A 26,715-nucleotide genomic window follows, 5' to 3' on the forward strand; every position below is an offset into this window, starting at 1 on the left:
TTGTACTACCTTATTGACAGCAACTTTTTACAGCGCCACTTTCGCTCTGCTTTTCGGGTCCATTTTCTGGCGTAATATTATGGCTCTAGGCTGATTGGCTATAGGGTGAAAGCACTTTACAACCTGCAGCCTCAGCGCTAAGGACGTTCCATTGACACTATCTACCCTCAGCTTTCAGCAGCGCCTTGCGCATTTTATCCAAGCACCGCACAACAGCAGCCTGCAGGGGATTTTGCGCGGGCTTGAAAAAGAAAGCTTGCGCATCACCCCAGCCGGCACCCTCGCGCAGACCGACCACCCTGTATCCCTGGGGGCGGCCCTGACGCACACTCACATCACCACCGATTACAGTGAGGCTTTGCTGGAGTTTATTACCAAACCTTTTGATCGGGTTGGGCCTCTGCTTGGGCAGCTGGATGATATCCACCGTTTTACCTATCAACAATTGTCCTCCACGAAAGAGCGGCTTTGGCCCGCGAGCATGCCCTGCAATATTGGCCCTGATGCGGATATTCCCGTAGGTCGTTACGGCAGCTCTAACAGTGGCACCATGAAAACGGTGTATCGTTTAGGCTTGGGTCACCGCTATGGCCGTGCAATGCAAACCATTGCGGGGATTCACTACAATTTCAGCCTGCCCGATGATTTTTGGTTGGCGCTGCAAGCACAAGAGGGCAATAAACAGCCCTTAAAAGATTTTAAAACTGAGCGCTACTTTGGGTTGATTCGCAACTTTCGCCGCAATTTTTGGCTATTGATTTACCTCTTTGGCGCATCGCCTGCCATTTGTGCCTGCTTTGTGGAAAATCGCCCGCATCAACTGCAAACCTTTGCGGCCGCGCCCCATAGTCTGTATTTGCCCTATGCGACTTCTTTGCGTATGGGTGATTTGGGCTATCAGAGTGATGCTCAGCGCGCGCTGGTGGTGAATTACAATAACTTAGCGGATTACCTAAGAACTCTTTGCGGTGCCATTACCCAAAGCCACGGAGCTTACGAGCGTATAGGGGTAAAGGATGCCGAGGGCAATTATCAGCAACTCAATAGCAGCTTGCTGCAAATTGAAAACGAGTTTTATTCCAGTATTCGCCCCAAGCGCACCAGTGAGCGTGGCGAAACGGCCTTGCAGGCGCTGCGTTTGCGCGGGGTTGAGTATGTAGAAGTGCGCTGCATCGATCTAAATCCTTATCTGCCCTTGGGGATTAATGCTGAGCAAATTCAGCTAATGGATGCTTTCTTGCTTTACTGTTTGTTAAGCCCCAGCCCTATGACCGATGAGCGCGAGTTCTATCAGATTCAGGAAAACCAGCAGCGGGTGGTTAACAACGGGCGCGCGGTGGACTTGGAATTGTTGCGCGGCGACGGCAAGGTGACTATGCAGGAATGGGCGCGCGAAATTCTTGCCGGAAGTAATGCCTGTGCGGAGTTGCTTGATCAGGCGCTCAATACGGCCGATGTACAGCAAGCCGTGGCCGCGCAGTATGCCAAGCTGGACAACCCTGAATTAACGCCCTCGGCGCGGATATTGCGCGAGATGGCGGCGCAGCAGCAAAGTTTTTCACAGTTAACGCTGAATTTGGCGCAAGCGCACAGCGATGAGTTTGCGAGCCAGCTGTTAAGTCAGCAGCGCTACGATGAATTTGTGCAAATGGGGGAGGTATCACTGCGCGCTCAGGCTGAATTAGAGGCGAATGAAACCCTGTCTTTTGAAGAGTATTTGGCGAACTACTACGCCCAATATCGCGGTTGCAGTGGTTGTGGTTAACTCAAATTGTATTGGAGCATAGGTGCCGCCGAAGTGTTCACAGCAGCGGCACCGAGTGTTTGGCTAGACGATCTATCGCTATTTTTGCACGACAAAATTGTTGAACAATAAGTCTGTTGCTGGCCCGCTTGCATGATCGTCGCCGTGGGTATCATGGCCTGAGGTGCTGCCATGTGACGTCTCTTTTGTTGCTTTTTTCGCGTGCTCTTTATCCGCATGCTCATCTTGAGAGTGAGTATCTTGCTTGTGCTCATCGTGGCTTGCCGACGTTGTAGACATGGCAATTAATGGCAGGCTGGGGATAGGGTCACCTTTTTCTGCGGCGTGAATCACCTTGTTGATTTCACTGAGGGCTAATATCTTCAAGCGCTCTTTGCCTTCTGGGGTGCTGATTTCTTCTTCTGTCTGAGTGCTGAGAATACTAATAAGGCGATCGCGCACCAGCGGTAGGTGATGGGTAATTTCAGTAGCGTCATGAGAGCTTTCGGCGCGAATAGACAGCTCAGCCTTGATATAGCGCATACGCCCCGGCCCGCCATAATTCACAATCAGTGCGGGTGCTACTGCAATATAATTAACGCCTTCTGGCAGAGCTTTAGCGCCGCCGCCACTGCCGTAAGCGGGCGCCGTTGCCAAGATCAATAAAGCAAAAGCCAGCAGCCCTGTGCATGTTAAGCTTGTTCGCTTGCGTAAATCTTCGTACATAACCATTCTCGTATCGTAATTAATTCCGTCGTGGATGAAACTTGCGGCCTGAGGCACGCTCCAACTCGCTTGTTCTACAGCATAGTCCATCTATTCACGTGGGTTGTTGCTTTTGTGGCAAAGGTTATACCCACAGTGCTTTTAATTGCTTACCATAGCTGCCTAAATAACTCTAAGGAATCTCTCATGTTGCCTGCTATTCGCCCAACTAACCTGCTGATTTTTATCGCCTGTGTGCTCATGATCTTGGCGGCCGCCTATATGGAGCATGTGCTTAAGATGATCCCCTGCTCGCTGTGTATTACTCAGCGCGGGTTTGTGGTGTTGACTGGCTTGATCGCCTTGGCGGCATTCGTGCATGGGCCGCAGGGCCGAGCGCGCCGAGTTTATGCGGGTTTTGGGGTTCTGAGTGCCATACTCGGTGCCTGTTTTGCGGGGCGTCAGCTGTGGCTACAAAGTTTACCCGAGGATATGGTGCCTGCTTGCGGTCCTGGTCTTTCATACATTTTTGAAGTCTTTCCTTTTATGGACGCCCTTAAGTTGTTGTTACAGGGCGATGGTAACTGCGCTCACGTCGATAAGATTTTCGGCTTAAGCCTCGCGGGTTGGACTTTCATCACCTTTATTGGCTTGGCTGGCGTCAATTTATACCAAGCTCTGCGCAAGGCCAATAAACTCGCCTAGGTTGCTTGCTCTAGGCTGCTAGATGGCCTATTGTGGCGACCTTAAGCAGTTTTTTACTGCAAAAAAGAGCCATTTAAAAGTCGTTAAAGGAACACCTGATGTTAGATAATTGCAAAGATGCTAAAGAGCGCTGGGGCGGTGTGAGTGAAATTATTGATCGCTGGTTAGAAGAGCGTCAATTGTTGTTGGTTCAGTACTGCGCGCTTAGTGGCCTCGATCAAGCGAAAACTAGCGATGAAGTACGTGGCGAGAAGCTGCGCGTTTTTTGTCAAATATTGGTGGACTACGTCTCTGCAGGCCATTTTGAAATTTACGATAAGTTGATGAAAGAGGGGCGTGAGTTTGACGACGCCGATGCCTTGCAAGAAGCGGGTAAGCTCTATACGAAGGTAGATAAAACGACCGAGCAATTACTGGATTTTAATGACAAATATCTAGAGACCGATGACCTTAGCAGCCTCACTGAAGACTTGTCTCTTATGGGGGAGGGGCTGGAAGTGCGCTTCAGCGCTGAAGATCGCATGATTTCAGTGTTGCACACGGCACACAAGGATCTGGTTAGCTGATCCGTTGTATAGGTGGTTTGGGGTTGTGTGTTACGCATTATCCCGAGACATAAAAAAACCCGCCGCGGCGGGTTTTTTTATGTCTCAAGAAAGCGCTAATTACTTAGCTTTTTCTTCAGCTTCGGGTGCTTTGATTTCCAACAATTCAACTTCAAAAATCAAGGTTGCTGCGGCTGGAATTGGGCCTTGACCGCCTGCGCCATACGCTAACTCAGAAGGAATGTAGATTTCCCACTTAGAGCCTTGTGGCATCAATTGCAGAGCTTCAGTCCAACCAGGAATTACGCCATCCAATGGGAAGGTGGCTGGTTGGCCATGTTTGGCTGAGCTATCAAATACAGTACCGTCGAGCAACTTACCTTCATAATTAACGGTAACTGTGTCAGTGGCTTTAGGCTTGGCGCCGGTGCCTTCGGTGATAACTTTGTATTGCAGGCCGCTAGCAGTAGTGACTACGCCTTCTTTTGCTTTGTTTTCTTCAAGGAATTTTTTGCCGGCGGCTATGTTAGCTTCGCTGGTTTTTTTAGCTTCTTCTTCTTGCTTGGCCATGGCCTTTTCTTGCACTTCTTGCATGATTTTTTGCATGTCTTCTTCGCTGATGCGTGAAGGCTTGCCGTCGCGCAGGTCGGTCAGTGCCAATGCCATTGAGTCTGGCTCAATGGTCAGGCCGCCGTTTTGCAAGTTCTTACCCAAGTTTTGACCAATAATGTAATTCGCTTTTTGCTCAAGAGTGGTAATTTTTGCGCTGTCGTCAACTACTTTGGTTTCTTCATTACAGCCAACAACGAGAGTAGTAGTGGCTGCCATCAAACCGAGAATCATTAAACGTTTGTTAAACATAATGCACCTTAATTTGTCATCATTTTTAATTGTTGAGCAAGCTATACTGCGCCTGCCTTGTTGTAAGCCGTCACCATTTACAGCGCCCGAGCAGGCGGCAATGGTATACCAACTTCAAGGAAATGTGCGCCCTTTTGGCTGCTTTTGGCCGTAAATAAGCATTAAAACTGTGTTCTGTCGCCCATTTGGCGGCCTGATTCTCCCTTGGTGAGCTGTTCAGACTCAAGTGAGTATCTAAAGTTCCTAAAATAAGTTGTGATGGGGCCATTGGGCTTATGGTGCGCTGAAGGTGCCGCGCAGGAGCATTCAAAGCGGTCTATGAAAAAGAAACTCTGACATAGACTCAGCCAATACCCTTTTTAATTTTCCGCAGTTACAATCGGCGTAATATCCATGGCTCATACTATGGTTATTACTCTTCCCTTTTTGTTTCTCGTACAGCATTTTTTACAGGAATTCATCATGGTTGCCCCTACCAAAACCCACTCTATTACTGAACTTGAACAACAGATAGCACGCCTGAGAGAAGAGCTGGGCAAGGCGCGCGCGCAGGCCTTGACCGCAGCTGAAAAAAATCTTGCGGCTGCACAAAAAGCCGCTGCCAGTATTCAGAAAAAATACGCAGATTTGAATGCGAAGAAAGTAACTACAAGTGCCGGTGCCGCACGGTTGGCATTGGTCAAAAAGGATGTAGATGAAGCCGCGCAGCAACTCGCGGCAGCAAAGGCGGTATTGGCGCAGTTTAAGAGCGAACAAAAAACGGCTGCGAAGCTTGCGCAAGAAATCGCTAAAGAGCTTAAGCGCAAGCTGGGTAAGCAAGCGCCAGCGGGTGCAAGTAAAGTGGTGAAAGTCAAAAGAACCAAGGCAGAAAAATCCGCGGCAAAAAGCGAAAAAAAGTCGGCTAAAAAGTTAGCGAAGGCCGAACGTAAAACCGTTAAGCAGGCCGCTAAGGCGAATAGTAAGGTGCTTAAAAAGACAGCCCTTGAGGCGGATATGGCAGCACCTGCGATTACCGCATCGCCTGCCGCGTCGGTGATTGCGCCAGTTCCGTTAAAAAGAGCTCCGTTAAAAAGAGCTCCGGCAAAAAAAGCTCCAGTAAAAAAAGCCTCAGTAGAAACTGTCGCGGTCAAGCAAGCAGTGAAAAAAGCACCGATCAAAAAAGTGGTAAACAACTTGCTGCAGCCAGAGGGAGCTGTCCCTGCCGTTAAGGCAGCACCTAGCAATAAGGTCGCAGCGAATAAGCCTGCGCCCATCAAGCGCCCAATCGCGAAAAAGCTTGAGTCTATTGATACAGCAGCAACTACTGTTGAGTTAGTCTCAGCCCCAGTCGTTGCCGCCGCTATCATTGCAGCGCCAGATACTCCCGTCATTGCAGCCATTGAAACTGTTGCAGTGACTGATTTACCAACCGCAGCGACTCCTCTGGCGCAGCCGACCGAAACTTCTTCTAGCGACTAGTTTTTTATATTGGTTTGCGTTGCTTGGTGTAAGTGAGACTTTTTAATGGAGTAAGATGTTGAAGGTGAGGGTGCTAGGGGGTTGCCCTTGCGCCTTCATTTACATTCTACAGAGGAGAGCTACCATGGAGAATCCATCGCACACACTGACTGAATTATTTGATCAACTAGGCTTGGAAAGTGATGCTGTTGCTATAGATCAATTTATACAGGCACATCCACTCGCGCCGGGAATAGCCTTGCAGAAGGCTAGTTTTTGGAGTGAGGCGCAATTGCATTTCATTCAGGAGAGTTGGCACCAAGATTCCGACTGGAGTGAATTGATTGATCAGTTGGATAATTTGTTGCGTCGTTAGCATGCCCTTTTCAGTATCTTTTATGTGGGCGATACCGAGTCAAAAAGCGCTAGTGTATGGGTGATTTGAATCGTCGTAACATCTAGGTGCGTTAAATAAACCCGCGCATTGGCGCCGCTGGTCAGGTTATGGATGCTCTTTGGCGTCCAGTTTGCTGATAGCTCGGCGAGTTGGTTAAGTAGCCGATGCTCTCCGAGCAACTCAGCGCGTTTAATGTGCCGACGCATTTCTTCCAATAGGCTGTCTGTGGCGAGCTTCTTCAGTTCGGTGCGCATAGCGCGCAGTGGCTTTATATAGTTTTTATCCAGCGCCTCAATCTTAATTTCCGCCATTTGAATAGCTGTCACCTCGAGCGGGCAGCCGCGCGCCTCAAGCCAATAGCACCAGAGCAATATATTGACGTTGAGCCCCCAGTGATCCTGTAATTGTAAGCAAGCATCTGCAATCTTGGGGTGACTATAAAATGCGCACGCAAATTCCCACAAAGCGGTGGATGAGGCGGCGTCTGATGGTGTGCTTGAGTCAGTCATAACAATCTATTTCGCTAGCAGAAGAAGTGGTCAAGTCTGCTAGAATGCGCGCCATGATTCAATTACAAAATATCTCTCTGCAGCGCGGCACCAAGTTCTTGCTTGAAGCCGCCGATCTGACTATTTACCCAGGCCAAAAAATTGGCTTGATTGGTGCCAATGGCACGGGTAAATCCACCCTTTTTCAAATGCTCTTGGGCAAGCTGCCAAGCGATACCGGCAGTGTGGATATTCCACGCCAGTGGCGCCGAGCTCACATGGCGCAGGAAGTTGGGCACACCAATCGCAGCGCGCTTGACCATGTGTTAGATGGCGACACTGAGTTGCGCCGTCTTGAAGCTGAGATAGCGGAGGCAGGTAGCGATGGCGAACGCCTCGCGCGGCTCTATGGTGAGATGGAAAATGTGTTTGCCTACTCAGCGCCCGCGCGCGCTCAGCAGCTGCTCAGTGGCTTGGGGTTTAATCCCGGCGACGATGCGCGTCCCGTGTCGGATTTTTCCGGTGGTTGGCGTATTCGCTTAAACTTGGCGCAGGCGCTCATGTGTCCGTCGGATTTACTCCTGCTCGATGAGCCGACCAACCATTTAGATTTGGATGCGACCCTGTGGCTGGAGGAGTGGCTTAAGCGCTATGAAGGCACTCTCATCATCATTTCCCATGACCGCGATTTTCTCGACAATATTGTGGATCGCATTGTTTGCATCGAAAAACAAAAACTCGATAACTACAGCGGCAACTATTCGGCCTTTGAGCGCCAGCGCGCTGAAAAGCTCGCGCAGCAACAGGCGAGTTTTGAAAAGCAGCAGGAGCGTATTGCTCACGTTGAAAACTATATTCGTCGTTTCCGTGCGCAAGCGACCAAGGCGCGTCAGGCGCAGAGCCGTATCAAAGAGCTTGAGCGCATGGAAAAAATTGCGCCCGCCCATGTGGATTCGCCCTTTAGCTTTACCTTCAAATGCTCCGACAAGATGTCAGTACCGCTGGTGCATATAGCGCGCGCCGATATTGGCTACCAAACGGATGCGGGTGCTAAAACCATTTTACAGAAAGTGGAGCTGAGCATTCGCGCTGAGACGCGCATCGGTTTGCTCGGCCCTAACGGCGCAGGTAAATCCAGCTTGGTGAAAACTCTCGCGGGTTCGCTGCCGCTGTTGTTGGGCGAGCGCACTAATGGCGAGCATTTTAAATTGGGCTACTTTGCCCAGCATCAGTTGGAGGCCTTGGATATTAACGCCTCGGCGGCGCTACATATTCAGCGCATGGCGCCTTTGGCGCGCGAGCAGGAAATTCGCGATTTTCTCGGCAGCTTTGATTTTCACGGCGACCGCGCCTTCGAGCCCATTACCCACTTTTCGGGCGGCGAAAAAGCGCGTTTAGCCTTGGCAATTATCGCCTGGGAAAAGCCTAATGTGCTTTTGCTCGATGAGCCGACCAACCATTTGGATTTAGAAATGCGTCATGCGTTGACCATGGCGCTGCAGGAATTTGAAGGTGCGGTCATCATTGTGTCGCATGATCGCCATTTGCTGCGCAATACAGTCAATGAGTTTTTACTGGTTGCTAACGGCAGTGTGAGCGAATTTGACGGCGACTTAGATGATTATTACAAATGGTTGTTGCAGCAGCGCCAGCAGGCCGCCGCAGAGGAAAAATCCGCAGCGCCAGAATCAGGCGACGTAAAAGTCGATAAAAAAGGGCAGCGCCAACAATCGGCGGCACAGCGTCAGCAGCTCAAACCGCTTACCAATAAGTTAAAAAGCCTCGAAAGCCAAATGGAAAAATGCCAAACGCGTTTGTCCGCAATAGAAGAGCAATTGGCCGACAGCACTATTTATGAAGATGGCAACAAGACTAAGTTAAAAGAGCTGTTAGCCGAGCAGGGCAATTTGCAATCTCAGCTGGATGAGGCAGAAGAAAATTGGCTGATGGTGAGTGAAGAGATAGAAGCTGCGAGCTAAAGAGTAGGTAGGCTTTATCGCGGCGGTAAAGTAACTCACTAATATCGACGCAAAAAAATAGCGCCCATGTGGCGCTATTTTTTTGCGTCAATATTGGTAAATCTTAGATCACCATAATACCGTCGGCTTCAATTTGCGCCGCGCGCGGTAATTGACTGATGCCCAATGCCGCGCGCGCGGGGTAGGGCTGTTGGAAGTACTGACTCATCACGTCGTTCACAACTGGGAAGTTGGCGAGATCGGTGAGATAAATATTGAGTTTTACGATATCGCCCATATCGCCGCCCGCCGCTTCACATACGGCGCGGATATTTTTAAATACTTGATGCGCCTGCGCGGCAAAGTCGCCCTCAACCAATTGCATAGTGACAGGGTCGAGCGGGATTTGGCCCGACAAATAAACCGTGTTGTTCGCTTTAACGGCTTGTGAATAGGTGCCTATGGCGGCGGGTGCGCTATCGCTGTGGATAATGGCTTTATTGGTCATAGCTAAAAACCTTGTAGGTTGCGAATTACAGAAAGCGAGTGAGTATAAAGAAGCGCGTCGGCTATGGCTAGCCGAGCGGTTCATGGCTTAATTTTTGGAGCGGTTAACCCGAATCACAAAGCTCAGGTTGCGGATGCGGCGCATGATATTGGCCAGATGAATACGGCTGTGAACACCCATGCAGAGGTGAATAGTACTGTTGTGGGCATCGCGTTCATGAACGTTGATATGTTCAATACTCGCACGCTGCTCAGTGATGCGGGTGGCGAGGCTGGCAATAATGCCGCGCTCACTTTCCACTTCAATGCGTACATCGACTAAAAATTCGCCACTGACATTGGCAGCCCAATTTACCTGGCTGATTTTTTCGGGGTTATTGCGAATTTCGGCAATATTGCGGCAGGTGTCTTGGTGAATGACGAGCCCTTTGCCGGAGCTGATGTGACCGATGATTGGATCGCCGGGAATGGGACGGCAGCAGCGCGCGTAGCTAATCATCATGCCTTCGGCGGAGTCGATCGTAATGGCAGAGTTGTTGGCATGACTGCGCGGTTTTGAATCGGACTCACTTTGGAGTACACGGACCATGGTGTGGGCTACGCGGTTGCCCATGCCTATGGCTTCATAAAGGCTTTCCATGGATTCTAGTTGAGCGCTCTGCAGCAGCAGTTGCTGCTGGTCCATATCCAACTGTTCTATATCGATATGAATATCCGCCAGCGAGCGGCTGAGCATGCGCTTGCCCAATGTAACCGACTGGTGATGGCGCTGATGCTTAAGGTAGTGACGAATGCCGCTGCGCGCCTTGGCGGAAATCACGAAGTTTAGCCAAGTCGGATTGGGTTGCGCGCCCTGAGCGGTGATGATGGAGACTTTTTGCCCGCTTTGCAGTGGTTGCGAGAGCGGTGCCATGCGCTCGTTAATGCGACACGCGACGCAAGTATTGCCAACGTCTGTATGCACTGCATAGGCAAAATCGACCGGTGTTGAGCCGGTGGGCAGTTCGACGATTCTGCCTTTGGGGGTGAAGACATAGACCTCATCGGGGAAGAGATCAATTTTGACGTTTTCAATAAATTCAAGGGAGTTGCCCGCGTGACGCTGCATCTCCAGCAAGCCCTGCACCCATTGGCGTGCGCGGTTGTGGCTGGCGTTGATAGTCTCATCGCTATTGGACTTATAGAGGAAATGCGCGGCAATGCCGCTGTTGGCCATTTCATCCATTTCTTTGGTGCGAATTTGCACTTCTATGGGTACACCGTGCATGCCGACTAGGACGGTGTGCAAAGATTGGTAGCCATTGGTTTTGGGAATCGCTATGTAGTCGCGAAACTCGCCTGCAACGGGTTTGTAGAGATTGTGTACTACACCGAGTACGCGATAACAGGTGTCGACTGAATCCACGATGATGCGAAAGGCGAACACATCCATGATTTCTTTAAAGAACTTTTTCTTTTCACGCATCTTTTCATAAATGCTGAAGAGGTGTTTTTCGCGGCCTAAGACGAGACCGTTGATACTCTCGCGCAGAAGGCGTTTTTCGAGAGAGGTTTGAATCTGCTCCACTAATTCTTTGCGATTGCCGCGCGCTGTTTTGAGCGCGGCTTGCAGGCGTGTGGCGCGCAGCGGGTACATGCTGAAAAAGCCGCGTTCTTGAAGCTCTAAGCGCACATCATTCATGCCGAGGCGATTGGCGATAGGGGCGTAAATTTCTAAGGTTTCTTTGGCGATGCGGCGTTTTTTATCCGCAGGCATAGCGCCGAGGGTGCGCATATTGTGGAGGCGGTCGGCGAGTTTCACCATAATGACGCGCAGATCATTGGCCATGGCCAGCGCCATTTTTTGAAAATTTTCGGCTTGTTTTTCCGCGTGGGACTCAAACTCAATCTGAGTGAGTTTACTGACGCCATCAACCAAGTCGGCGACTATTTCACCAAACTGCCCAGAAATTGCTTTTTTGCTAATACCGGTATCTTCAATAACATCGTGGAGCATGGCAGCCATAAGGCTTTGATGGTCCATGTGCATGCCGGCGAGAATATCTGCAACCGCCAGAGGGTGGGTAATATAAGCTTCGCCGCTGCGCCTTTTTTGGCCGTCGTGGGCTTGTTCCGCGTAGAAGTAAGCGCGCTTCACCAAATTGATTTGGGAAGGTTCTAGATAAGACGAAAGCCTATGGCTCAAGGCCTCTATGGTTTGCACGTCTTGCTCCAGCAAAAATCTGTCGCTGCCAGGGCGGCAGCGACATTAAACGAATTAAATTTCGTTGTCGTAAACACGCTCTGGCTTAGGTTGTGGCAGGGTGTCTTTTTCCAGCAGTATGCTGGCATCAATAAAGCCTTCTTCAATTTCGCGCAGGGCGATTACTGTGGGCTTATCGTTTTCTGGTGCTACATGGGGTTCTTTGCCGCCGATCGCCAATTGACGCGCGCGCTTGCTACCTACCATAACCAGCTCAAAACGGTTATCAACATGATCCAAACAATCTTCAACAGTAATACGTGCCATAAACTTAATACCAAGTAAAAATCGCAGCCCAGCTGCTTGGGGGGAGCTATTATGCGCTAGAAGCCTAAAAACTGCCAATCTTAAGCGGTTGAATTTAAGCCAATAGTGCGCTTAGAAGTGCTTGATGCCGTTTTGTTTGGTGGCTAAGGCGCAAATGTTGGCTGGTAATGAGCGCTTGAAATTGTGCGAGCGCGGTGGTGAAGTCGTCATTGATAATTAAGTAGTCGGCTTCGGCATAGTGGGATATTTCGCTAATGGCTTCACTCATGCGCGCTTCGATCACGCTCACATCATCTTGGCCGCGCCCAGTAAGGCGCTGGCGCAGGCAGGCGAGTGACGGTGGGAGAATAAATAAGCTAACGGTTTCGGGCATAAGTTTGCGCACTTGTTGCGCACCTTGCCAGTCAATTTCGAGAATGACATCTATACCTTGTGCTAGGGTGTCGAGTACCCATTGTTGCGAGGTGCCGTAGAGATTGCTAAAAACGCGCGCATGTTCGAGAAAGGCATTTTGCTGCAACATTTGCTCAAACGTTGAGTGGTCAACAAAGTGGTAATTCACGCCGTCAATTTCTCCGGGGCGCATAGCGCGGGTGGTGTGAGAAACGGAGACGCAAACCTCGGGGTTGGATTTGACCAGCGCGCTGACCAAACTGGTTTTGCCTGCGCCAGAGGGGGCGGAGACGGTGTAGAGTGTGCCGAGGTTAGCCATGCAAAAGCCCTGTGCTAGAAACAATTTTGCGGCTCTGCGCCGCACCAAGTTCAAATTATGGCACAGCTTTGGGCTAGGTACAGCTGCGAGAGTGAGTGTGGAGGCAGCGGGTGCGAGAAAATTCAGTCCTAGATGGCTGGTTAGCTGCGTATTTGTGGCATAGTGACCTTCAGTGTATTGAGCAAGGAATTTTAATTCCTTGTCTTCGATACCTTTCATCAGTCCCAGTCTTTAATGTCCTATTTTTAGGGGTTGATTGTCTAGGGGCTAATTTTACGGCCTGGTGTTAGTGATAGTTGGTTAAGCGAGTTTATTGTTATGTTGCAACAGCTTCTTTCTGTGCCTCAAACGGCTGAACGCTTGCGTGTAAGCCCGCAGTATATTCATCAATTAGTGGCCAAAAAGCGCCTGACATTTATTTATGGCGAGCAACTCGATTCTATTGAAGTTGAAAAATTGGCGAAGTTGATGGAGAAACTGCGCACGCAGGGGATTGCAACCTTGGTTGAGATTACCGCAGCGCAGGATGATATTAAGTAAGCCGCAAGCGTAAAAATTTTGGCTGCTTAGCCAAAAACAACAAAGCCAGCATAGTTGCTGGCTTTGTTGTTTTTACGGTAGGTGTTGGTAACCCCCTAGGATGGAATCAGAGGTTCATGCGTAAACCAATGGCTATACCAGAGGCGTCAGAGCCTAAACTTACATCGCCGGTTGCAGCAACATTTTTGCCAAACCAATAAGCGATACCTGCACTTAATACCGTGTTGCCATCAAATGCAGTGTGGTGAGCGAGTTCGACTTTGGCTTCTACATTCGGTTGGTAAAAACCGCGTAGACCTACGGCGGCGATTAAGCCAGAGTCTGAGTGGCCGTAATCAACGGAGGTGTTTTCATAGCTCAGTGCACCGTAAAGGCTGGAATCGGCACCGAACAATGTTCTATAGCCACCACCTAGGCTGATGGTCTCGGAACCGCAATTGTGATTGCCGCTCACATCAGTGTATGAGCCCAGTGCAAAAAAGTCGCTGTCCAGTGCCATGCTGCCAGAGAGCGAGAGGCCGTCTTGGCTGCAATCGGCATCATCCAAGTTTTGGCTGAGATACTGCAAGCCGGCATAGTTGTAGCTGACCGCGGATTTTGCCAAACATTGGTTGGCGCCCAGCAGTGCGCAGCTGGCAATTAATAAGGTGCCAAGTTGGGACATTTTCATAGTTAACTCCGAAGGTCTTGATAAACGAGAAAGTAGGATCTAGTTGTGGGTGGTGCTGTGTAATCTGTCGTGCTAAAGCTTGGGCATTATCCTCAATGAAATAGTGAAAATAAGTGAGCGAGTTCGCGCCCTCATTAAGCCCTATGCAATTGACGAGAATTAAAGTTTAAAAATCCTCTGTGCAGTTAAGGTGCTATTCAGATGCGGCTTATTGCGCCCTCGAATAGCACCTAAAGCGAACTAATAACCAATTTGGGTGTTGCCTTCATCAGTCTCCATGGCTTTGACGATGACTTGATGAATGCGGCGGCCTTCCATGCTTGATATTGTAAAATGATGTTGCTTAATAGTGATGGATTCGCCCAGTGTAGGAATGTGCTGCAGTTGTTCTAAGAGCAGGCCAGCAAGGGTGAAGTATTCACTTTCTCCATTGATGATAAGTTTAATCTGCAAGAGTTCTTCGAGTTGCTCCAAGGGAATGCTGCCGTCCAGCAGCCAGCCTTCACTTAAGGGAGTGATAAGTGGATCATCGTGGGTGTCTGCCAGCTCACCCGCAATCGCGGCGAGCAAATCACCCGTGGTGACAACGCCTTTTATGCTGCCATATTCATCGATCACTATAGCCATGGGCAAGGGCTGCTGGCGCAACATCTCCAACACCTTCAGTGAACTTGTGCCCTCGGGTACTGCCAGGGGCGACAGTGCGAGTTTGGCGAGATCAAGGGGTTGATTGCTGAGTGCCATGGTCAGAAGGTCGCGGCTTTGCACCACGCCAAGTAGGTTATCTAACTCATCTTTCGCCACCAAAAGTCGTGTTTGAGGAGTGGTTTGGAGAATGGCTAAGAGTTGCTCTGAGGTCGCGTTAACGTCAACCCAAACGATGTCGGGGCGCGGCGTCATCAGTGACTGGACTGGGCGCTCAGAAAGTTGCAGAACGCTGCGAATCATATTGCGTTCGCTGTGCTCAAAGACCAGCTCTTCGCCTTTGGGGGTTGCCATGGCCACTATGTCCGCGCCTACTTCATCGGCATTGGACTTGCCGCCTAACAACTTCAATACGGCTTCTGCGGTGCGATCGCGCAGGGGGCGCTCACCAATGATGTGGCGAGTGCGGTTCGAGCGCGCCAGTTGGTTAAAGGCTTCGATCAAGACGGAAAAGGCAATGGCGCCGTAGAGATAGCCTTTAGGAATATGAAAACCTGCCCCTTCGGCGAGGAGACTGAAGCCAATCATCAGCAAGAAACCGAGACAGAGCATGACCACCGTAGGGTGGCGATTAACGAAATCTGTCAGCGCCTTGCTGGCGACAATCATAATCATCATGGCGATGATAACTGCGATCATCATGACTTCTAGATGCTCTACCATGCCCACTGCGGTAATCACTGCATCGAGCGAGAACACTGCATCCAAAACCACAATTTGCGCTACCACCGCCCAGAATGCGGCGTGGGCGCGAGTGCCCTTGGGGTTTTGCATTTTGCCTTCGAGCCGTTCATGAATTTCAACGGTGGCTTTAAATAGCAGGAAGACCCCGCCAAGGAGCAGGATGAGATCGCGCCCTGAGAATGTTTTGTCCATCAGGCTAAACAATGGCTCGGTGAAGTTCACCAGCCAAGATATGCCTGCAAGTAACAGCAAGCGCATACCCAAGGCAAGCCCTAGGCCGATCAAGCGCGCGCGGTCCCGTTGATGAGGTGGCAATTTGTTGGCCAGAATTGCAATAAAGATCAAGTTATCGATCCCTAATACGATCTCTAAAACCACCAGGGTTAACAGACCCAGCCAGGCGCTGGGATCAGCCATCCATTCCACAAGACTTACCTCAAAGATTAATTAAATTGATTAATGAAGATGGGCGTGATGCCCGAGTGACCACTGTCAAGCGTTGAGCAAGCCAAGGAAATGTGGCGAACTGAGTACTTTTGACGAGTGAGCTATGACGATAAAGCCTAGGCGATTGCTTATCGATGGCGCAAAGGCGCATACCGGTTAAGCAGAAACTGACGCCTGATCTCACGATGAACCAAGCGCGCGCCGTGGGCGTAAGCCGCGGCAGAGAAGATCGAAATAAATGTGGTTGACGCTGAAATTTAGGTTCAGGGTCGGGGTCAGACGCAGGCATTAGGTAACCAGTGATAACCAAGATTGGGCGATTCTACTGTACTTAGGGTGATCATGACTAGCATGCAGGGCACTTCTGCGCTTGAACGTCGAAATTACCTAATTCGCAACGGAATTGCCAAAGGGTAATAGGCGCGTCATAGTCCGCCTATTGCGGGATTTGGCCTGTCTCTATCGCGTGCAATTTTGCGCCTTCACAACCTCTGAGAAATCCATGAAAATTGAGTTTATAGAGTCTATTCAGCTGATAAGTGCGGAGCAGTGGAATCGGCTTTGCCCATCGGACTACCCTTTTGTGCGGCACGAGTTTTTGGCGGCGCTGGAGGACTCTGGCAGTGTTGGTACCGATAAAGGCTGGCAGCCTCTGCATCTATTGGGCTTTGTGGAGGAGCGTTTGGTGCTGGCCGCGCCTGGTTATTGTAAAACTCACTCATACGGTGAGTATGGTGCCTTATATTGATATCACAAAATTGACATACTGACCGACTATGAGTTCAACCTTGAAATATATAGGAAAATAGTCAGCGATATGGCAACGATTGTTACTACAGATAAGGGTGCAGTTTTTGAGATCAGTGATTGCAAGTATGGGCGAAAATCAAAGAAACTAGTAGCTATTGATTATTTTGGAAATGAATTTTCAATCGATTCTTTATGGTCAAAGACGCTAGATTTCCATAAAGCTAGTAATGTAAATATGAGTCATGTCCATATCACGCTCATTAGAATTTTTTCCGATTTGATTGCCAGCCCCACGATTTTAAAAACTCTTCAAGCACCATTAGCTGAGCTCACGTCCGCAAGGATTAGAGTATTTTTAAGTTTGCTCGATGATGTAATCGATGGAAAAGACATTGCCGAAGACAGCAAATACCAATATTCCCAAACTATGAAGCGCTGTTTTTGTTGGCCAGAATTGAAGCTTGGTGATAATGGCACCTTGGAAAGTTGTTATCGCGCTACAAAGCCTAGATTTAGCGGACGGAAAAAACAAACCACATTAGACATCGCCGTAAATAAGACTGCACTCACGTCCTTTAAAGATCTAGAAGAATTAAATGATTTGGTTACATCGCAATATCAACAAAAAATCGATGCACTGTTATTTGCATGCAAGTCTGATATAGAGCGGCACTTTTCTATCGTTAATGAGTTTACTCGCCTCAAAAATACCCCTCTATCTGATCGCCTTGAAAGAAGAATAAAGACGTTCGCGACTCTATTCGACATTCGGAAATCTAAAATACCTCCCGATCCATTTCATCTGAATGCGCGTATTGTCGAGGTATCAAAAATAATTGATTTCGAAACATATCAAAAAGCTAAGTCAGAAGGAAGAAAGTTTTATGCGAGTACAGGTTCAGAGCAAATAAAGTTTTACTGTATGTCATCGAAAGAGGTGAGGGAGATTACAACTGAGGATGCACTTTTTTGTGATATCTTCCTGCCGAGGCGAATACTCTTAACATGCCTTATAAGCCTCCAACTGGCCACTAGTGTAAACGTCTCCACTCTACTAACTCTTGAGAGATGCCGTATCGAAAACACTTCTTCAGGAAAATACAATTTCGTTGGTATCAAAACAAAAACAAACAAATTAATAAGCTTGGAAGTTACAAAACAGGAGCATCCCGTTGCTTTCCAAGCTATTGAATTGTTGCTAGTGCATGATTTAAATATTAGTAAATATTGGAAAAGAACCCACCAATCTATTTTTTGTTCCATGAACGTAGAAGGAGAAAGAGATTTTGATCTGTTTCAATTTGATAAATTAAAGAATAAATGGATCAATTGGCACGGACTTGAGCACTTTGCTTTTGATGATTTGCGTGATCTAACTGCACAGCATGATTATCTAAGCCATAAAGATCCATTCCGTGTTCAAGCATTATTACAGCATGCAAATATCGCAGTAACTGATGACTACCTCGAATGCAATGTTATTTCGCTCCTCAGGGCAGCAAATATAAATGAATTCATGCGGCGTCCCGCCCCTTCAATTGCCTTTAGCGTTGATAAAGATAATGCAAAAATCTACGGTTTTAATGAAGAAAAAATTGATCATAATTTACTTTTCCCGGTCAGCAAATTCGACGGAATAACTAATGCAATTTCAGATAAATGGCTAATGAGTACTGAGGGAATTAAGTTCAGCTTAGACGAGGACTCAATCGCTCATTGTGGTTACCAAAAATCCTATTATTTAAAGAATATTGATAGCTTAATGTCGGCAAATAAAGAAAGATTTTTAAAGTACCATCTACCAAGAATTCTATTCTGCATGGCCTTGCATGGAATTATAAAAGAAAGTGAATACAAACATCTGCTAGTGCGTGAAGAGGGCCTATAAGTGGCGAACTACAAAAATACAAAAATAGAACGCTCTAAAGCATTATCTCTAGATAAAATTCCCAGTAAAAATTCGACTAGAGAATATGAGTCGTTTTACCCGCATTGGCGAATTATAAATAAAGAAGATATTGGAGGAGATAAAATAATTTGTGATTGCAGACATTTTCAATCAGCAAATACGAGATCGTTTGAAATCGATCTAACGCTTACAATAGTAGGATGGGGCGGTGATGGTATTTACAAAGAGCCAGTGCGAATTTGTGATTTTGCCAGAGTAAAAAAAACGTTTTGGCATGTAACCAATAATCTTTTAGAAATTCACAACACCAGCTCCTCTATAAAATCTGAAATAGTAACAAAAATTAATGAAATAAAACGAATTTACAGTTATTTATTTAGGAATGGTATTTATGAGCTAAGACAAGTCACTCCTGAAATAATTACACATTTAATAAGCGAATATCGAGCAAACGATGGCTGGTGGAACCTACTCGACTATGAAGGAGCTTTTAATAGGGCTTTTGATAGAGCCTTATCCAATCCAATTATTGCTAATGAAATATGTGGTATTGACAAGAAGGGGCTATTTAATTTCAAGCAAGGAAAATTGGACAGGCATCTTGGATTGCCGCTCAGTGGTTTCAGAAGTAATGAGTGGCAATTCAGAGCTAATAGTGAATTCCATCCGGAAAATGAATCTAAAATATTTGAAGAAAACACTATTGGAATTAATTATTCTGTATTAAGAAAAATTTGTAGGGGGCTAAATTTACTTCACTTTGACGCCTCAGATGTAGACACGATATCATTTTTACCTTTTATTTCTGAATTGCAATTTAGCGTGCAACATCAATCAAATACCGGCTTCGATGGAAGAACAAAGAATACCACTCCAGAATTCGCTGTTGAACTAATTACACTATGCTACGAGTGGATATACAAGAAAGCTCCACATGTGATTTCACTGCTTAAAAGAGCTCGTGAATACGCTGAGTGCGTTGTAGATATACATAAAGATCAAACCAAGTATCAGCAGCGAACGGTAAATTGGAATTATATGGAAATGATTCAGACCCATTACGAAGAAATTAAAAACGAAGCTGGGTTCGAATGGAGCTCTATTAGCCTTATCCAAAAGACTAGGGGCGACATTTCGCTGAGTGATCTTGTAAAAATGGTTCATCAAGCCTGTTTCCATATGATCGGGATTAATCATGGACGGAGAAAGAACGAAATTCTGGGTTGTTCTGATCTACCATACGGTCTTTACCTTGGTTGTATTTCAGATTTAAATCCTGATATGGGGCTACGGAGCATACGTATTTATATTGAAAAGACTGTTCAGGATTGGGTTGAATTTCCAGCAAACAAATTAGTCTCTGATGCGGTAATTGTTTTAGAGAAGATATATCAGCTACACCGTCCTTTAAATTCGCCTCCCATCGAAGTGTATAAAGAACACAAATTAAATGAGCACCACAAGTTGTTTGTTTTAAGAAGATACTCGATTTCTTCATGGGGTGATTTAGATAGTTGGCCTAAAAAGGTTCCCTTGGTGGATCAGAGGAGAGGCGCTATTCTTTTTTTCAACCTGTTGGAAGGTGAATATCCGTCTTTAGTGAGGAAGTCGCATATCAATCGTCGTTTTTTCTCATGTCTTTACTATTATCGGTTCGAATATGCAGAGCTTGGTGCTATTTCTGATCACCTTTGCCATGAAAGCTCCTTAAGCACAAATATTTACATCAATGATCCCGACACTCGAGGTCTCGGAGAATCAATGCAAACATTATGGAGGCGCGAACTAAGTGAACAAGCGAGAATAAATGAAGAGGTTGAACAGGAGTATTTTGAATATACGATGAAACAGATATTAAGAGGCGAAAAGGTCGGAGGCTATTTCCCTAGATTAATTAGCAAGAGAATGAAAACACTTTCTAAAAATATTGAATTTAGAAAACTTAGTGACAATAAAAAAGCGAGTTATATCGCGGGAAGATTAACGTATAAAGGTTATGCACCAAACCCCAAAGCAAATGGTGTTTGTATGGTCGGCACAAATAAGCGCACGTTAAAGCATTCTAATTGCTTTGACGAAGGAGTGAACCCACAAGACGCATCGCCTAACGTTTGTTCGGGATGCATTCATTTATTTACCAATCATAATTACATTCGAGTAATGAACGATGAGGTAAATGAATTACAGCAAAAATCCAAAGATTTTAGGTTGCCGATTCAGGTTCGCAAACAAGCTGAAGTGCAATCACTCGATCTCATTAAAATTATAGATTTGGAAATATCGCTGAGCGAAGACAATCAAAAGATATTGTCTGAGACAATTTCTTTGTGGCAGATGTGATGGAGTATTAGTCGATGATAAAGCGTCATGCGTCAGAAGTTACTAAAGAGAGATCTCAGCGAAACATAGAAATTAAAATCACTATTCTACGAAAATGGTCGCTAGATTCGCTGCCATGGCGGACCGCAGCAGATGGAAGTTTTGAGCGTGATGGCAATGGAGACAAAATTGTTGAATGGTTTCCTAGAAATCATTCGGAATTTTGCAGATGGGATGGCTCCCAGTGTTCGCTGGGTGTTCAAAAAGACCTTCCAGCTTTTCACACAATAGGTAGGGATACTTTTTATAAAAATTACAATTCTGAATACAACCACGCGGCAACCAGCTTATACGAAACCCTTAAAGTTTTGGCGTGCAGGATGAATGATTCCTCGTCCAATGCTTCTAAGATTAAGAGTCTTAACAATGAAGTTGATTATTTAAATACGGTTGTTAAATCTGAATCCAAATTTGTTTTGGAGGCAATGTTGCGCATTGAGACCGCCGAGTTAGCATTGAGAAAAGAACAAAGGCTGCGCAAGAATAATGAAGCAGAATATGAAAAAGTTGTTGTCCACCTTAGACAGGTGAATGAACAGCTGAAAGCACAGGTTTCTGATTTAAACAAAACACTCAGTGCACTAGTTCCTTTAAAGGAAGTAAAACATGATTAAAAAATCTAGCGAAAATTCAGTTGCGCGAGCCAGCGTTTCTAAAATGGAAAAATATGTAAAGAATACGCCACTGTATAATGTGCCTATAAATCAGTTTAAAAAAGCTTCCAGAAAACGTATTTGTAAAGAGCTAGGAATTACTTACTCTACAATCGGAAGCAACGCTAAATTGGCTACCCTATTTGAGGGGCTAGACATCATTCTTGGTGCGCAACCAAGGGATCAAAAGAAAATCCAAACAAAAGATATTAATTTATTAAGCGACACAATTAATCGACTCGAAAATTTCATTGTGACACTAACTGCCGAAAATAAGTCGTTGCGAAAGGAGATGAACCGGTATAGCCATTTTGTTAACTTCGGAAGGGTGGCGCGATAATGGCTGACAAAAAAATAAGTGTTTTAGGTCTTATTAACCGAGTACTTAGCTATTCAGAGCGTCAGGGGATGATATTTGTTTTGTTACCATTAGGTAATACATACGGCGATAGTATTAAAGTAAAAATCAACAAGAAAACAGCCTCAGGATGCCCTGTGCCGTGCATAGGGCAAATTTGGGAGATTACCGGTGCTTACGATAAAATGACTGCGTATGGCGAGCAGATAATTGCGGACTTTGCGCAAATTGCGCTCCCGAAAGGTAGCAGTATAGTTTATTTTCTAACACGGAACCCGGCCTTCGCCGGCATTGGAGTGAAAACTGCAAAAAGGCTTTGGGCTTTATATGGAGATGAGTTGTATGAAATATTGTCTTCTCGCAATATAAATAAGCTATTAAGGAAAATAAATTTGTCAGAAACAGTAATCACTATATTATTTGAAAAATGGAATGATTACCTTGAATCTTTTCTGACAATTGAATTTTTTAACTCTATTAAATTACCTGCACACTTGGCATGGAAGGCTCGTGAACTGTGGGGCAATGATCTTCAGGACCGAATTACTGAAGATCCATATCGGCTCCTCGCGCTGAGCAGCTGGGAGCCAGTCGATAAATGTGCACGTGAAGTGTTCAGTATCCCTCAGGATTCCAAGTTGCGTTATATCGCTGCTATTGAGTCTGCACTTTACAATGCATATGATGATAAACATACCGCACAATTTCACGGGGCATTAGTTGATCGACTTCGGTATGTTTTAGATGAGAAAGATATTACACCGGCAATTAATTTAGCTTTAGCTGAAGGGCGTGTGTGTAGTTCCGTCGATGCTAATGGTTCGCTTATGTATCGAGTGGACGGAGCGCAAGTTATTGAGGATTATATAGACGACCGCATACTAGAAATTGAGAATGAAACTACTATTAATTTTGCCGAATCTGATCTTAATAACATCGAAGTTTCCTTGCCATACAAACTCACAGCAGCACAGCGTAACGCCGTCAAGATGGTTTTTGAAAAACCATTTGTCGTAGTTTTGGGTGGTAGAGCTGTCGGTAAAAAAACGGTTTTAAATTGTGTGTTTCGCATGCTCCCGAGGAATGCGGTGATTATGCAGCTGATGCTAACGGTGCAAGCCGCATACGGTGTGTGTGAGGTAACTGGTCAGGGGGTACTATCAGTTCATGAATTTCTACAGTTAACAAAAAATTCTGGGTTACCCGAAAATCTATATCTGTTTATTCATGAAGCATCAGTATTGGATGCGACTACATTTTATCAAATCCTGTTGGTTTTACCCAAAGGATCGCGACTTTATCTAATCGGAGATCATCACCAGCTACCACCTAACGGACCGGGACTTATTTTACACCAGCTCGTAATGGATCAATATCCACACATCACTACGCTAACCAAAGTTTTAGATGAGCCTTTAATAAACGATATCTCTATTATTGCCGATGCAATTAAAAGCCAAAGAAAAGTTGAATTGGAAAAGTTTGTGTCAGGTCAATCAAAAGGGCTCGGTGTTTCATTTCTCAGCACTGATGATAAGCATTTGATCGACTCTCTTATTTATACATATAGGGAGTTAGGCGCAGCAGGAGAAACACAAATTGTTGCCTCTGAGCACGAGACTTGCAAGTCCCTGAATGCTGTACTTCATTATGAAAATATTTCAATGCGTGAGTACGAGCACCTTTCTCTTGAGACAATCTTTGGAAAAGATGTCGAGCTAGCAGTTGGCGATAGGATTATTTATACGGGTCATACCGATCGAATACGGAGTCTATTTAACGGCTCTGTTGGAACCATTACTGAAATATATAAGCGCCCTGTAATCATGGAAAGTGAACTCAATCGGAGTTATGTGTTTGTTGCTGAGGCCAATTTCAACACAACTGGAAAAACACCGCTTACTGAAGAAGATTTAAAACACGTGGATTTGGGTTACTGCGTGATTTTAAATGAATCACACTTTGGTCGGTGGGAATGTGTGGTTATTGCAGCACAATTTTCAGAAAACCATAATGATTCTATTAATAACAACTGGTTTTATACTGGCGTAACGCGAAGTAAAAAACAGTGTGTTATTGTAGGTTCGTTAGAAAACTTTAATTTTCAGATTAGTGTGCCTTCTCGAAGTCCGACAAGATGTGTTGGCCTAAATTTTAAGCGATCACTAATGAGCAAAATTAGTAGCGATAGCCAATGGCAAAAAAATGAAACTTATAATTGATAAGCCTGGAAACCGTAAGGCGGATCTCCGACGCAACTGGCCTGTCACAGTAAAATGGGGTGAGCTACCCGGCGGGTATAAGTCACCGATATTTTTTAATCACCGAGTAGAACTAATTGAGACAATTACAAGCTACTGTTTACAAATAGCAGATAAAAATGCTCGTTGTCGTGCGGGAGCACAATCCCACAAATCAGCTATAGATAGAGCTACGAGTGCATTGAAGTCCTTTGTCGATTTCACGCTAGCTCATTGTCTCAAAATAGATGAAATAGAAGATAATCATTTAGAGGCATACAGAGAATGGGAATTGACTAACGTAAGATCAAAAAAAAGCTCAAGAGATGACCTATCAAGTAAACGTACTGTCAACATAAAACTGCGCGAGGTATATAATTTTTACATTTGGGCACAGGAAAAATTTCTGATTTTTGAAAACCACATCGGAAGTGGCGACAAATATAAAATTCAGTCATTGCTAACACCAGATCGAAAAAGTACTAGGTCTGCATCCGCTGATGATAATCGGCGTTACCCACTTTGTTACAAGCGTGTTGGTTCTTCGGGCCAAGCAATTGATTACGTTGCGACAGAAAATGACTTACATAAACTTAGAGAATACTTTAACTCGGGAAAAGATGGCTATGCTGCGGAAAGAAATATTCTGATTATGGATATTGTTGAAGCAGTGGGTTGGCGACAAGGAAGTGTACAATCTTTAACGGTTGATAATTTTCTGGGTAAAAAAATTATTGGTACTCTCAACACAGCTGATGCAGTAGTCACGGTTAAGCCGAAGAAGCAAAAATTTGGCTATCAATTCGATTTTGAATTCCCTGAGGCACTTATTTATAGGATACAGAGACATATCGAATACTCTCGATCCGAATTGCTGTTACGAAAAAATATTACAGAAGAAGAGCTTCAAGAAGCATTATTCTTGAGCTCAGTTACAGGTAAGCCCTTAGCAGATTCGGCCCTCACACAATTATTTTCAAAGGCATTTTCAGCTATTAATTGCCCCCGTGGGTCTGGCATTCATTCAATTAGACGTAAATTTACAAGCGATGATATTCGTGTGGAGCTGGAGACACGCGTTAAGAAAAAGCTATCCACTGCACCAGCAGATGTTACTCATGGAACTAAACGAAAATTGGGGCATGAATCAGAGTTGAGCTTAGCAGCCTATTACAATGCTTCAAAGACACTAACATCAACAACAATAGAATATAGTTTGAAAGAAGAAGTATTGATGTTAAAAGGTGACTTAGCTGAGAGGGAACGAGATAATCGTGAACTAAAAGATGTAATACGCAAATTAAAAATTGAGAACCAAAAACTAAGAAAATAGATTACATATTGAATCTCCAGCAGACTTTTTATTTCGTACTGTTTATGCGCGCCATTTCGAACCAAATGATGAGCTAGCATTCCTAAAGTTTTACAAATGGAGCACAAGTAGATATGAATTGTCGATTCGTCGATTCAATAACGACAATAAATTCCGTTCTTTGGAACTCACTTGTTGATGATAAGTTTCCTTTCATGCAATACGATTTTCTGTATGCACTAGAAGTCAGTGGTTGTGTAAGTGCTAAGTCAGGTTGGAAGCCTCACCATTTAATGGTATCGAGTGGCGAGAATATAGTTGCAGTGATGCCGCTTTATTTAAAGTATCATTCTTATGGTGAGTATATTTTTGATTTTTCTTGGGCCCAAGCTTATGAGCAGCATGGAATAGGCTATTATCCCAAATTGTTAAGCTCCATTCCTTTTGTTCCTGCTTCTGGAATAAGGCTTGCGTATTCAAACTCAATAAACACTCAAGAAATCTTTAAATTTGTTTCTGAATCACTTCGGGCACTGTCCGCAGAGCATGGATATTCTTCGATTCATATTTTATTGTCTGATAAAAATGAATCAGAAAATTGGAATATTTCTGGATTTAAAAGAAAAATTAACACACAGTTCCATTGGTTTAATAGTGGCTACGAAACATTCGATCATTTTTTGGAAACGCTTAATTCTCGCAAACGAAAAGCAGTTAAAAAGGAGCGAGCAAGTATCTATCAGTATGGGATAGAGGTTGAAGTGAAAATTGGAAGGGAGATTACTTCAGACTTATGGGACATTTTTTTTGATTTTTATCGTGACACGTATCAAAAGCGCAGTGGTCATAGCGGTTATCTAAATAGAGAATTTTTTAGAAGCTTAACCGATCCTATTTTAGCGCAGACTATGGTGGTTTTTGCAAAGCGTGAAGCGGAATATATTGCAGGAGCATTATATTTTTTTAGTGACACAACTTTATATGGCAGGCATTGGGGCTGTACCGAAAGCATAGATGTGCTTCATTTTGAATTATGCTATTACTCTGGAATTCAGTTTTGTATTAAATATGGCTTACAGAAATTTGAAGCTGGCGCCCAGGGGGAACATAAAATTCAACGCGGTTTTATTCCCAGCGAAGTTTATTCAAATCATTGGGTTCTCGATTCCCGATTTGAAAGTGCAATCAATCAAAATATTCTTGAGGAATCGAGAGGAAATTTAAATTATATTGAAGAGATGAAAGCATTTCTTCCATTTAAGAAAGCCAAATAATCATCTATAATTAATGTAATAAATGATCTTCGAATCACTGCAATCGCTGTACTCACCTTCCTAATACCAGCCGCATACTCACACCAATTAACCGAAAAAGTGGTTGAATAAGCGATGGCAACACCACAGTATTCCAGAACATCAAATTTCGTAAGGTAGAGATAGTTTGGGGAAGTATAGATAGAGCTCTAGCGTCCGTCATGTATTTGATAGATTACATGAAGAA

General features: G+C 45.4%; 24 protein-coding genes. 15 read left to right on the forward strand and 9 right to left on the reverse strand.

The genetic code is table 11. The annotated features are described in order from the left end of the window. Window positions 1-151: 151 nt before the first annotated feature. Window positions 152-1,765 carry a glutamate--cysteine ligase gene (gene gshA / locus AC0KUT_RS01590; protein ID WP_488832996.1) on the forward strand — a complete coding sequence of 538 codons (1,614 nt, stop codon included), beginning with the start codon at window positions 152-154 and terminating at the stop codon, window positions 1,763-1,765. Between the two features lie 78 nt (window positions 1,766-1,843). Here gshA and AC0KUT_RS01595 read toward each other — a convergent pair whose 3' ends face one another. Further along, the gene (locus tag AC0KUT_RS01595; RefSeq protein ID WP_488832997.1) at window positions 1,844-2,470 is read right to left on the reverse strand and encodes a flagellar basal body-associated FliL family protein; all 627 of its coding nucleotides are present in this window, start codon (window positions 2,468-2,470) and stop codon (window positions 1,844-1,846) included. 186 nt (window positions 2,471-2,656) lie between these two features. Here AC0KUT_RS01595 and AC0KUT_RS01600 point away from each other — a divergent pair, with 186 nt between their 5' ends. Then, the gene (locus AC0KUT_RS01600; RefSeq protein WP_488833000.1) at window positions 2,657-3,154 is read left to right on the forward strand and encodes a disulfide bond formation protein B; all 498 of its coding nucleotides are present in this window, start codon (window positions 2,657-2,659) and stop codon (window positions 3,152-3,154) included. A 98-nt stretch (window positions 3,155-3,252) separates the two neighbouring features. Continuing rightward, window positions 3,253-3,720 carry a sigma D regulator gene (gene rsd / locus AC0KUT_RS01605; RefSeq protein ID WP_488833001.1) on the forward strand — a complete coding sequence of 156 codons (468 nt, stop codon included), beginning with the start codon at window positions 3,253-3,255 and terminating at the stop codon, window positions 3,718-3,720. A 99-nt stretch (window positions 3,721-3,819) separates the two neighbouring features. Here rsd and bamJ read toward each other — a convergent pair whose 3' ends face one another. Then, window positions 3,820-4,560 (reverse strand): BamJ family beta-barrel-assembly machinery protein, encoded by a 741-nt coding sequence (gene bamJ / locus AC0KUT_RS01610; RefSeq protein WP_488833003.1) that lies wholly within the window; start codon window positions 4,558-4,560, stop codon window positions 3,820-3,822. Window positions 4,561-4,965: 405 nt separating this feature from the next. Between bamJ and AC0KUT_RS01615 the strand changes: the two genes are divergently transcribed. Together AC0KUT_RS01615 and AC0KUT_RS01620 are read left to right on the forward strand one after the other, a co-directional pair. After that, window positions 4,966-6,018 (forward strand): hypothetical protein, encoded by a 1,053-nt coding sequence (locus tag AC0KUT_RS01615; RefSeq protein WP_488833005.1) that lies wholly within the window; start codon window positions 4,966-4,968, stop codon window positions 6,016-6,018. Window positions 6,019-6,142: 124 nt separating this feature from the next. Continuing rightward, window positions 6,143-6,373, forward strand: coding sequence for a DUF2789 domain-containing protein (locus AC0KUT_RS01620; RefSeq protein WP_488833008.1), 231 nt, complete (start codon window positions 6,143-6,145; stop codon window positions 6,371-6,373). A 20-nt stretch (window positions 6,374-6,393) separates the two neighbouring features. Here the strand turns inward: AC0KUT_RS01620 and AC0KUT_RS01625 are convergent, their stop codons facing one another. After that, complete coding sequence (locus AC0KUT_RS01625; RefSeq protein ID WP_488833009.1) at window positions 6,394-6,903, reverse strand: TIGR02444 family protein; 510 nt, start codon at window positions 6,901-6,903, stop codon at window positions 6,394-6,396. A gap of 53 nt (window positions 6,904-6,956) precedes the next feature. Between AC0KUT_RS01625 and AC0KUT_RS01630 the strand changes: the two genes are divergently transcribed. Next, complete coding sequence (locus AC0KUT_RS01630) at window positions 6,957-8,861, forward strand: ATP-binding cassette domain-containing protein (RefSeq protein ID WP_488833012.1); 1,905 nt, start codon at window positions 6,957-6,959, stop codon at window positions 8,859-8,861. A 103-nt stretch (window positions 8,862-8,964) separates the two neighbouring features. On the opposite strand, the gene AC0KUT_RS01635 is transcribed toward AC0KUT_RS01630, so the two are convergent. From AC0KUT_RS01635 to gmk, 4 genes are all read right to left on the reverse strand, one after another. Further along, window positions 8,965-9,348, reverse strand: a complete 384-nt coding sequence (locus tag AC0KUT_RS01635) for a RidA family protein (RefSeq protein ID WP_488833014.1) — start codon at window positions 9,346-9,348, stop codon at window positions 8,965-8,967. 87 nt (window positions 9,349-9,435) lie between these two features. After that, a complete protein-coding gene (locus AC0KUT_RS01640; RefSeq protein WP_488833015.1) occupies window positions 9,436-11,550 on the reverse strand; it encodes a RelA/SpoT family protein in 2,115 nt (704 codons plus the stop codon). A 54-nt stretch (window positions 11,551-11,604) separates the two neighbouring features. Further along, window positions 11,605-11,856: a DNA-directed RNA polymerase subunit omega gene (rpoZ, locus tag AC0KUT_RS01645; RefSeq protein ID WP_488833017.1), complete on the reverse strand. Its 252-nt coding sequence runs from the start codon at window positions 11,854-11,856 to the stop codon at window positions 11,605-11,607. A gap of 94 nt (window positions 11,857-11,950) precedes the next feature. Further along, complete coding sequence (gmk, locus tag AC0KUT_RS01650) at window positions 11,951-12,568, reverse strand: guanylate kinase (protein ID WP_488835807.1); 618 nt, start codon at window positions 12,566-12,568, stop codon at window positions 11,951-11,953. Between the two features lie 318 nt (window positions 12,569-12,886). On the opposite strand from gmk, the gene AC0KUT_RS01655 reads away from it, so the two are divergent. Further along, entirely contained in the window at window positions 12,887-13,108 is a 222-nt protein-coding gene (locus AC0KUT_RS01655) for a hypothetical protein (RefSeq protein WP_488833020.1), read from the forward strand. A 106-nt stretch (window positions 13,109-13,214) separates the two neighbouring features. Here AC0KUT_RS01655 and AC0KUT_RS01660 read toward each other — a convergent pair whose 3' ends face one another. Together AC0KUT_RS01660 and AC0KUT_RS01665 are read right to left on the reverse strand one after the other, a co-directional pair. Continuing rightward, on the reverse strand, window positions 13,215-13,778 hold the full coding sequence (locus AC0KUT_RS01660; protein ID WP_488833022.1) for a hypothetical protein: 564 nt from the start codon (window positions 13,776-13,778) through the stop codon (window positions 13,215-13,217). 240 nt (window positions 13,779-14,018) lie between these two features. Further along, window positions 14,019-15,584, reverse strand: coding sequence for a TerC family protein (locus AC0KUT_RS01665; RefSeq protein ID WP_488835809.1), 1,566 nt, complete (start codon window positions 15,582-15,584; stop codon window positions 14,019-14,021). A 532-nt stretch (window positions 15,585-16,116) separates the two neighbouring features. Here AC0KUT_RS01665 and AC0KUT_RS01670 point away from each other — a divergent pair. The 8 genes from AC0KUT_RS01670 (at window position 16,117) to AC0KUT_RS01705 (ending at window position 26,489) form a co-directional block, all read left to right on the forward strand. Next, entirely contained in the window at window positions 16,117-16,362 is a 246-nt protein-coding gene (locus AC0KUT_RS01670; protein WP_488833024.1) for a peptidogalycan biosysnthesis protein, read from the forward strand. Window positions 16,363-16,431: 69 nt separating this feature from the next. Further along, window positions 16,432-18,252: a hypothetical protein gene (locus tag AC0KUT_RS01675; RefSeq protein WP_488833025.1), complete on the forward strand. Its 1,821-nt coding sequence runs from the start codon at window positions 16,432-16,434 to the stop codon at window positions 18,250-18,252. Then, on the forward strand, window positions 18,253-20,613 hold the full coding sequence (locus tag AC0KUT_RS01680; protein WP_488833027.1) for a hypothetical protein: 2,361 nt from the start codon (window positions 18,253-18,255) through the stop codon (window positions 20,611-20,613). 14 nt (window positions 20,614-20,627) lie between these two features. Continuing rightward, window positions 20,628-21,266: a hypothetical protein gene (locus AC0KUT_RS01685; protein WP_488833029.1), complete on the forward strand. Its 639-nt coding sequence runs from the start codon at window positions 20,628-20,630 to the stop codon at window positions 21,264-21,266. Further along, window positions 21,259-21,645: a hypothetical protein gene (locus AC0KUT_RS01690; RefSeq protein ID WP_488833030.1), complete on the forward strand. Its 387-nt coding sequence runs from the start codon at window positions 21,259-21,261 to the stop codon at window positions 21,643-21,645. Before AC0KUT_RS01685 ends, AC0KUT_RS01690 begins: the two co-directional genes overlap by 8 nt. After that, window positions 21,645-23,885 (forward strand): AAA family ATPase, encoded by a 2,241-nt coding sequence (locus tag AC0KUT_RS01695; RefSeq protein ID WP_488833031.1) that lies wholly within the window; start codon window positions 21,645-21,647, stop codon window positions 23,883-23,885. The genes AC0KUT_RS01690 and AC0KUT_RS01695 overlap by 1 nt, the downstream gene beginning before the upstream one ends. Next, window positions 23,869-25,236, forward strand: coding sequence for a hypothetical protein (locus AC0KUT_RS01700; protein WP_488833032.1), 1,368 nt, complete (start codon window positions 23,869-23,871; stop codon window positions 25,234-25,236). The genes AC0KUT_RS01695 and AC0KUT_RS01700 overlap by 17 nt, the downstream gene beginning before the upstream one ends. A gap of 194 nt (window positions 25,237-25,430) precedes the next feature. After that, entirely contained in the window at window positions 25,431-26,489 is a 1,059-nt protein-coding gene (locus AC0KUT_RS01705; RefSeq protein WP_488833033.1) for a GNAT family N-acetyltransferase, read from the forward strand. The last annotated feature ends 226 nt before the right edge of the window (window positions 26,490-26,715 follow it).

The sequence above is a fragment of the Cellvibrio sp. 25HG11W-0 genome (genome assembly GCF_057815475.1).

Coding starts and splice junctions, on each gene's coding strand:
- AC0KUT_RS01665 (WP_488835809.1), bottom strand. CDS start 15,584: ATGGCTGATCCCAGCGCCTGGCTGGGTCTGTTAACCCTGGTGGTTTTA.
- AC0KUT_RS01675 (WP_488833025.1), top strand. CDS start 16,432: ATGGCAACGATTGTTACTACAGATAAGGGTGCAGTTTTTGAGATCAGT.
- AC0KUT_RS01595 (WP_488832997.1), bottom strand. CDS start 2,470: ATGTACGAAGATTTACGCAAGCGAACAAGCTTAACATGCACAGGGCTG.
- AC0KUT_RS01600 (WP_488833000.1), top strand. CDS start 2,657: ATGTTGCCTGCTATTCGCCCAACTAACCTGCTGATTTTTATCGCCTGT.
- AC0KUT_RS01620 (WP_488833008.1), top strand. CDS start 6,143: ATGGAGAATCCATCGCACACACTGACTGAATTATTTGATCAACTAGGC.
- rpoZ (WP_488833017.1), bottom strand. CDS start 11,856: ATGGCACGTATTACTGTTGAAGATTGTTTGGATCATGTTGATAACCGT.
- AC0KUT_RS01685 (WP_488833029.1), top strand. CDS start 20,628: ATGATAAAGCGTCATGCGTCAGAAGTTACTAAAGAGAGATCTCAGCGA.
- AC0KUT_RS01655 (WP_488833020.1), top strand. CDS start 12,887: ATGTTGCAACAGCTTCTTTCTGTGCCTCAAACGGCTGAACGCTTGCGT.
- AC0KUT_RS01615 (WP_488833005.1), top strand. CDS start 4,966: ATGGTTATTACTCTTCCCTTTTTGTTTCTCGTACAGCATTTTTTACAG.
- AC0KUT_RS01630 (WP_488833012.1), top strand. CDS start 6,957: ATGATTCAATTACAAAATATCTCTCTGCAGCGCGGCACCAAGTTCTTG.
- AC0KUT_RS01670 (WP_488833024.1), top strand. CDS start 16,117: ATGAAAATTGAGTTTATAGAGTCTATTCAGCTGATAAGTGCGGAGCAG.
- gmk (WP_488835807.1), bottom strand. CDS start 12,568: ATGGCTAACCTCGGCACACTCTACACCGTCTCCGCCCCCTCTGGCGCA.
- AC0KUT_RS01700 (WP_488833032.1), top strand. CDS start 23,869: ATGAAACTTATAATTGATAAGCCTGGAAACCGTAAGGCGGATCTCCGA.
- bamJ (WP_488833003.1), bottom strand. CDS start 4,560: ATGTTTAACAAACGTTTAATGATTCTCGGTTTGATGGCAGCCACTACT.
- AC0KUT_RS01705 (WP_488833033.1), top strand. CDS start 25,431: ATGCAATACGATTTTCTGTATGCACTAGAAGTCAGTGGTTGTGTAAGT.
- AC0KUT_RS01695 (WP_488833031.1), top strand. CDS start 21,645: ATGGCTGACAAAAAAATAAGTGTTTTAGGTCTTATTAACCGAGTACTT.
- AC0KUT_RS01635 (WP_488833014.1), bottom strand. CDS start 9,348: ATGACCAATAAAGCCATTATCCACAGCGATAGCGCACCCGCCGCCATA.
- AC0KUT_RS01660 (WP_488833022.1), bottom strand. CDS start 13,778: ATGAAAATGTCCCAACTTGGCACCTTATTAATTGCCAGCTGCGCACTG.
- AC0KUT_RS01690 (WP_488833030.1), top strand. CDS start 21,259: ATGATTAAAAAATCTAGCGAAAATTCAGTTGCGCGAGCCAGCGTTTCT.
- AC0KUT_RS01625 (WP_488833009.1), bottom strand. CDS start 6,903: ATGACTGACTCAAGCACACCATCAGACGCCGCCTCATCCACCGCTTTG.
- rsd (WP_488833001.1), top strand. CDS start 3,253: ATGTTAGATAATTGCAAAGATGCTAAAGAGCGCTGGGGCGGTGTGAGT.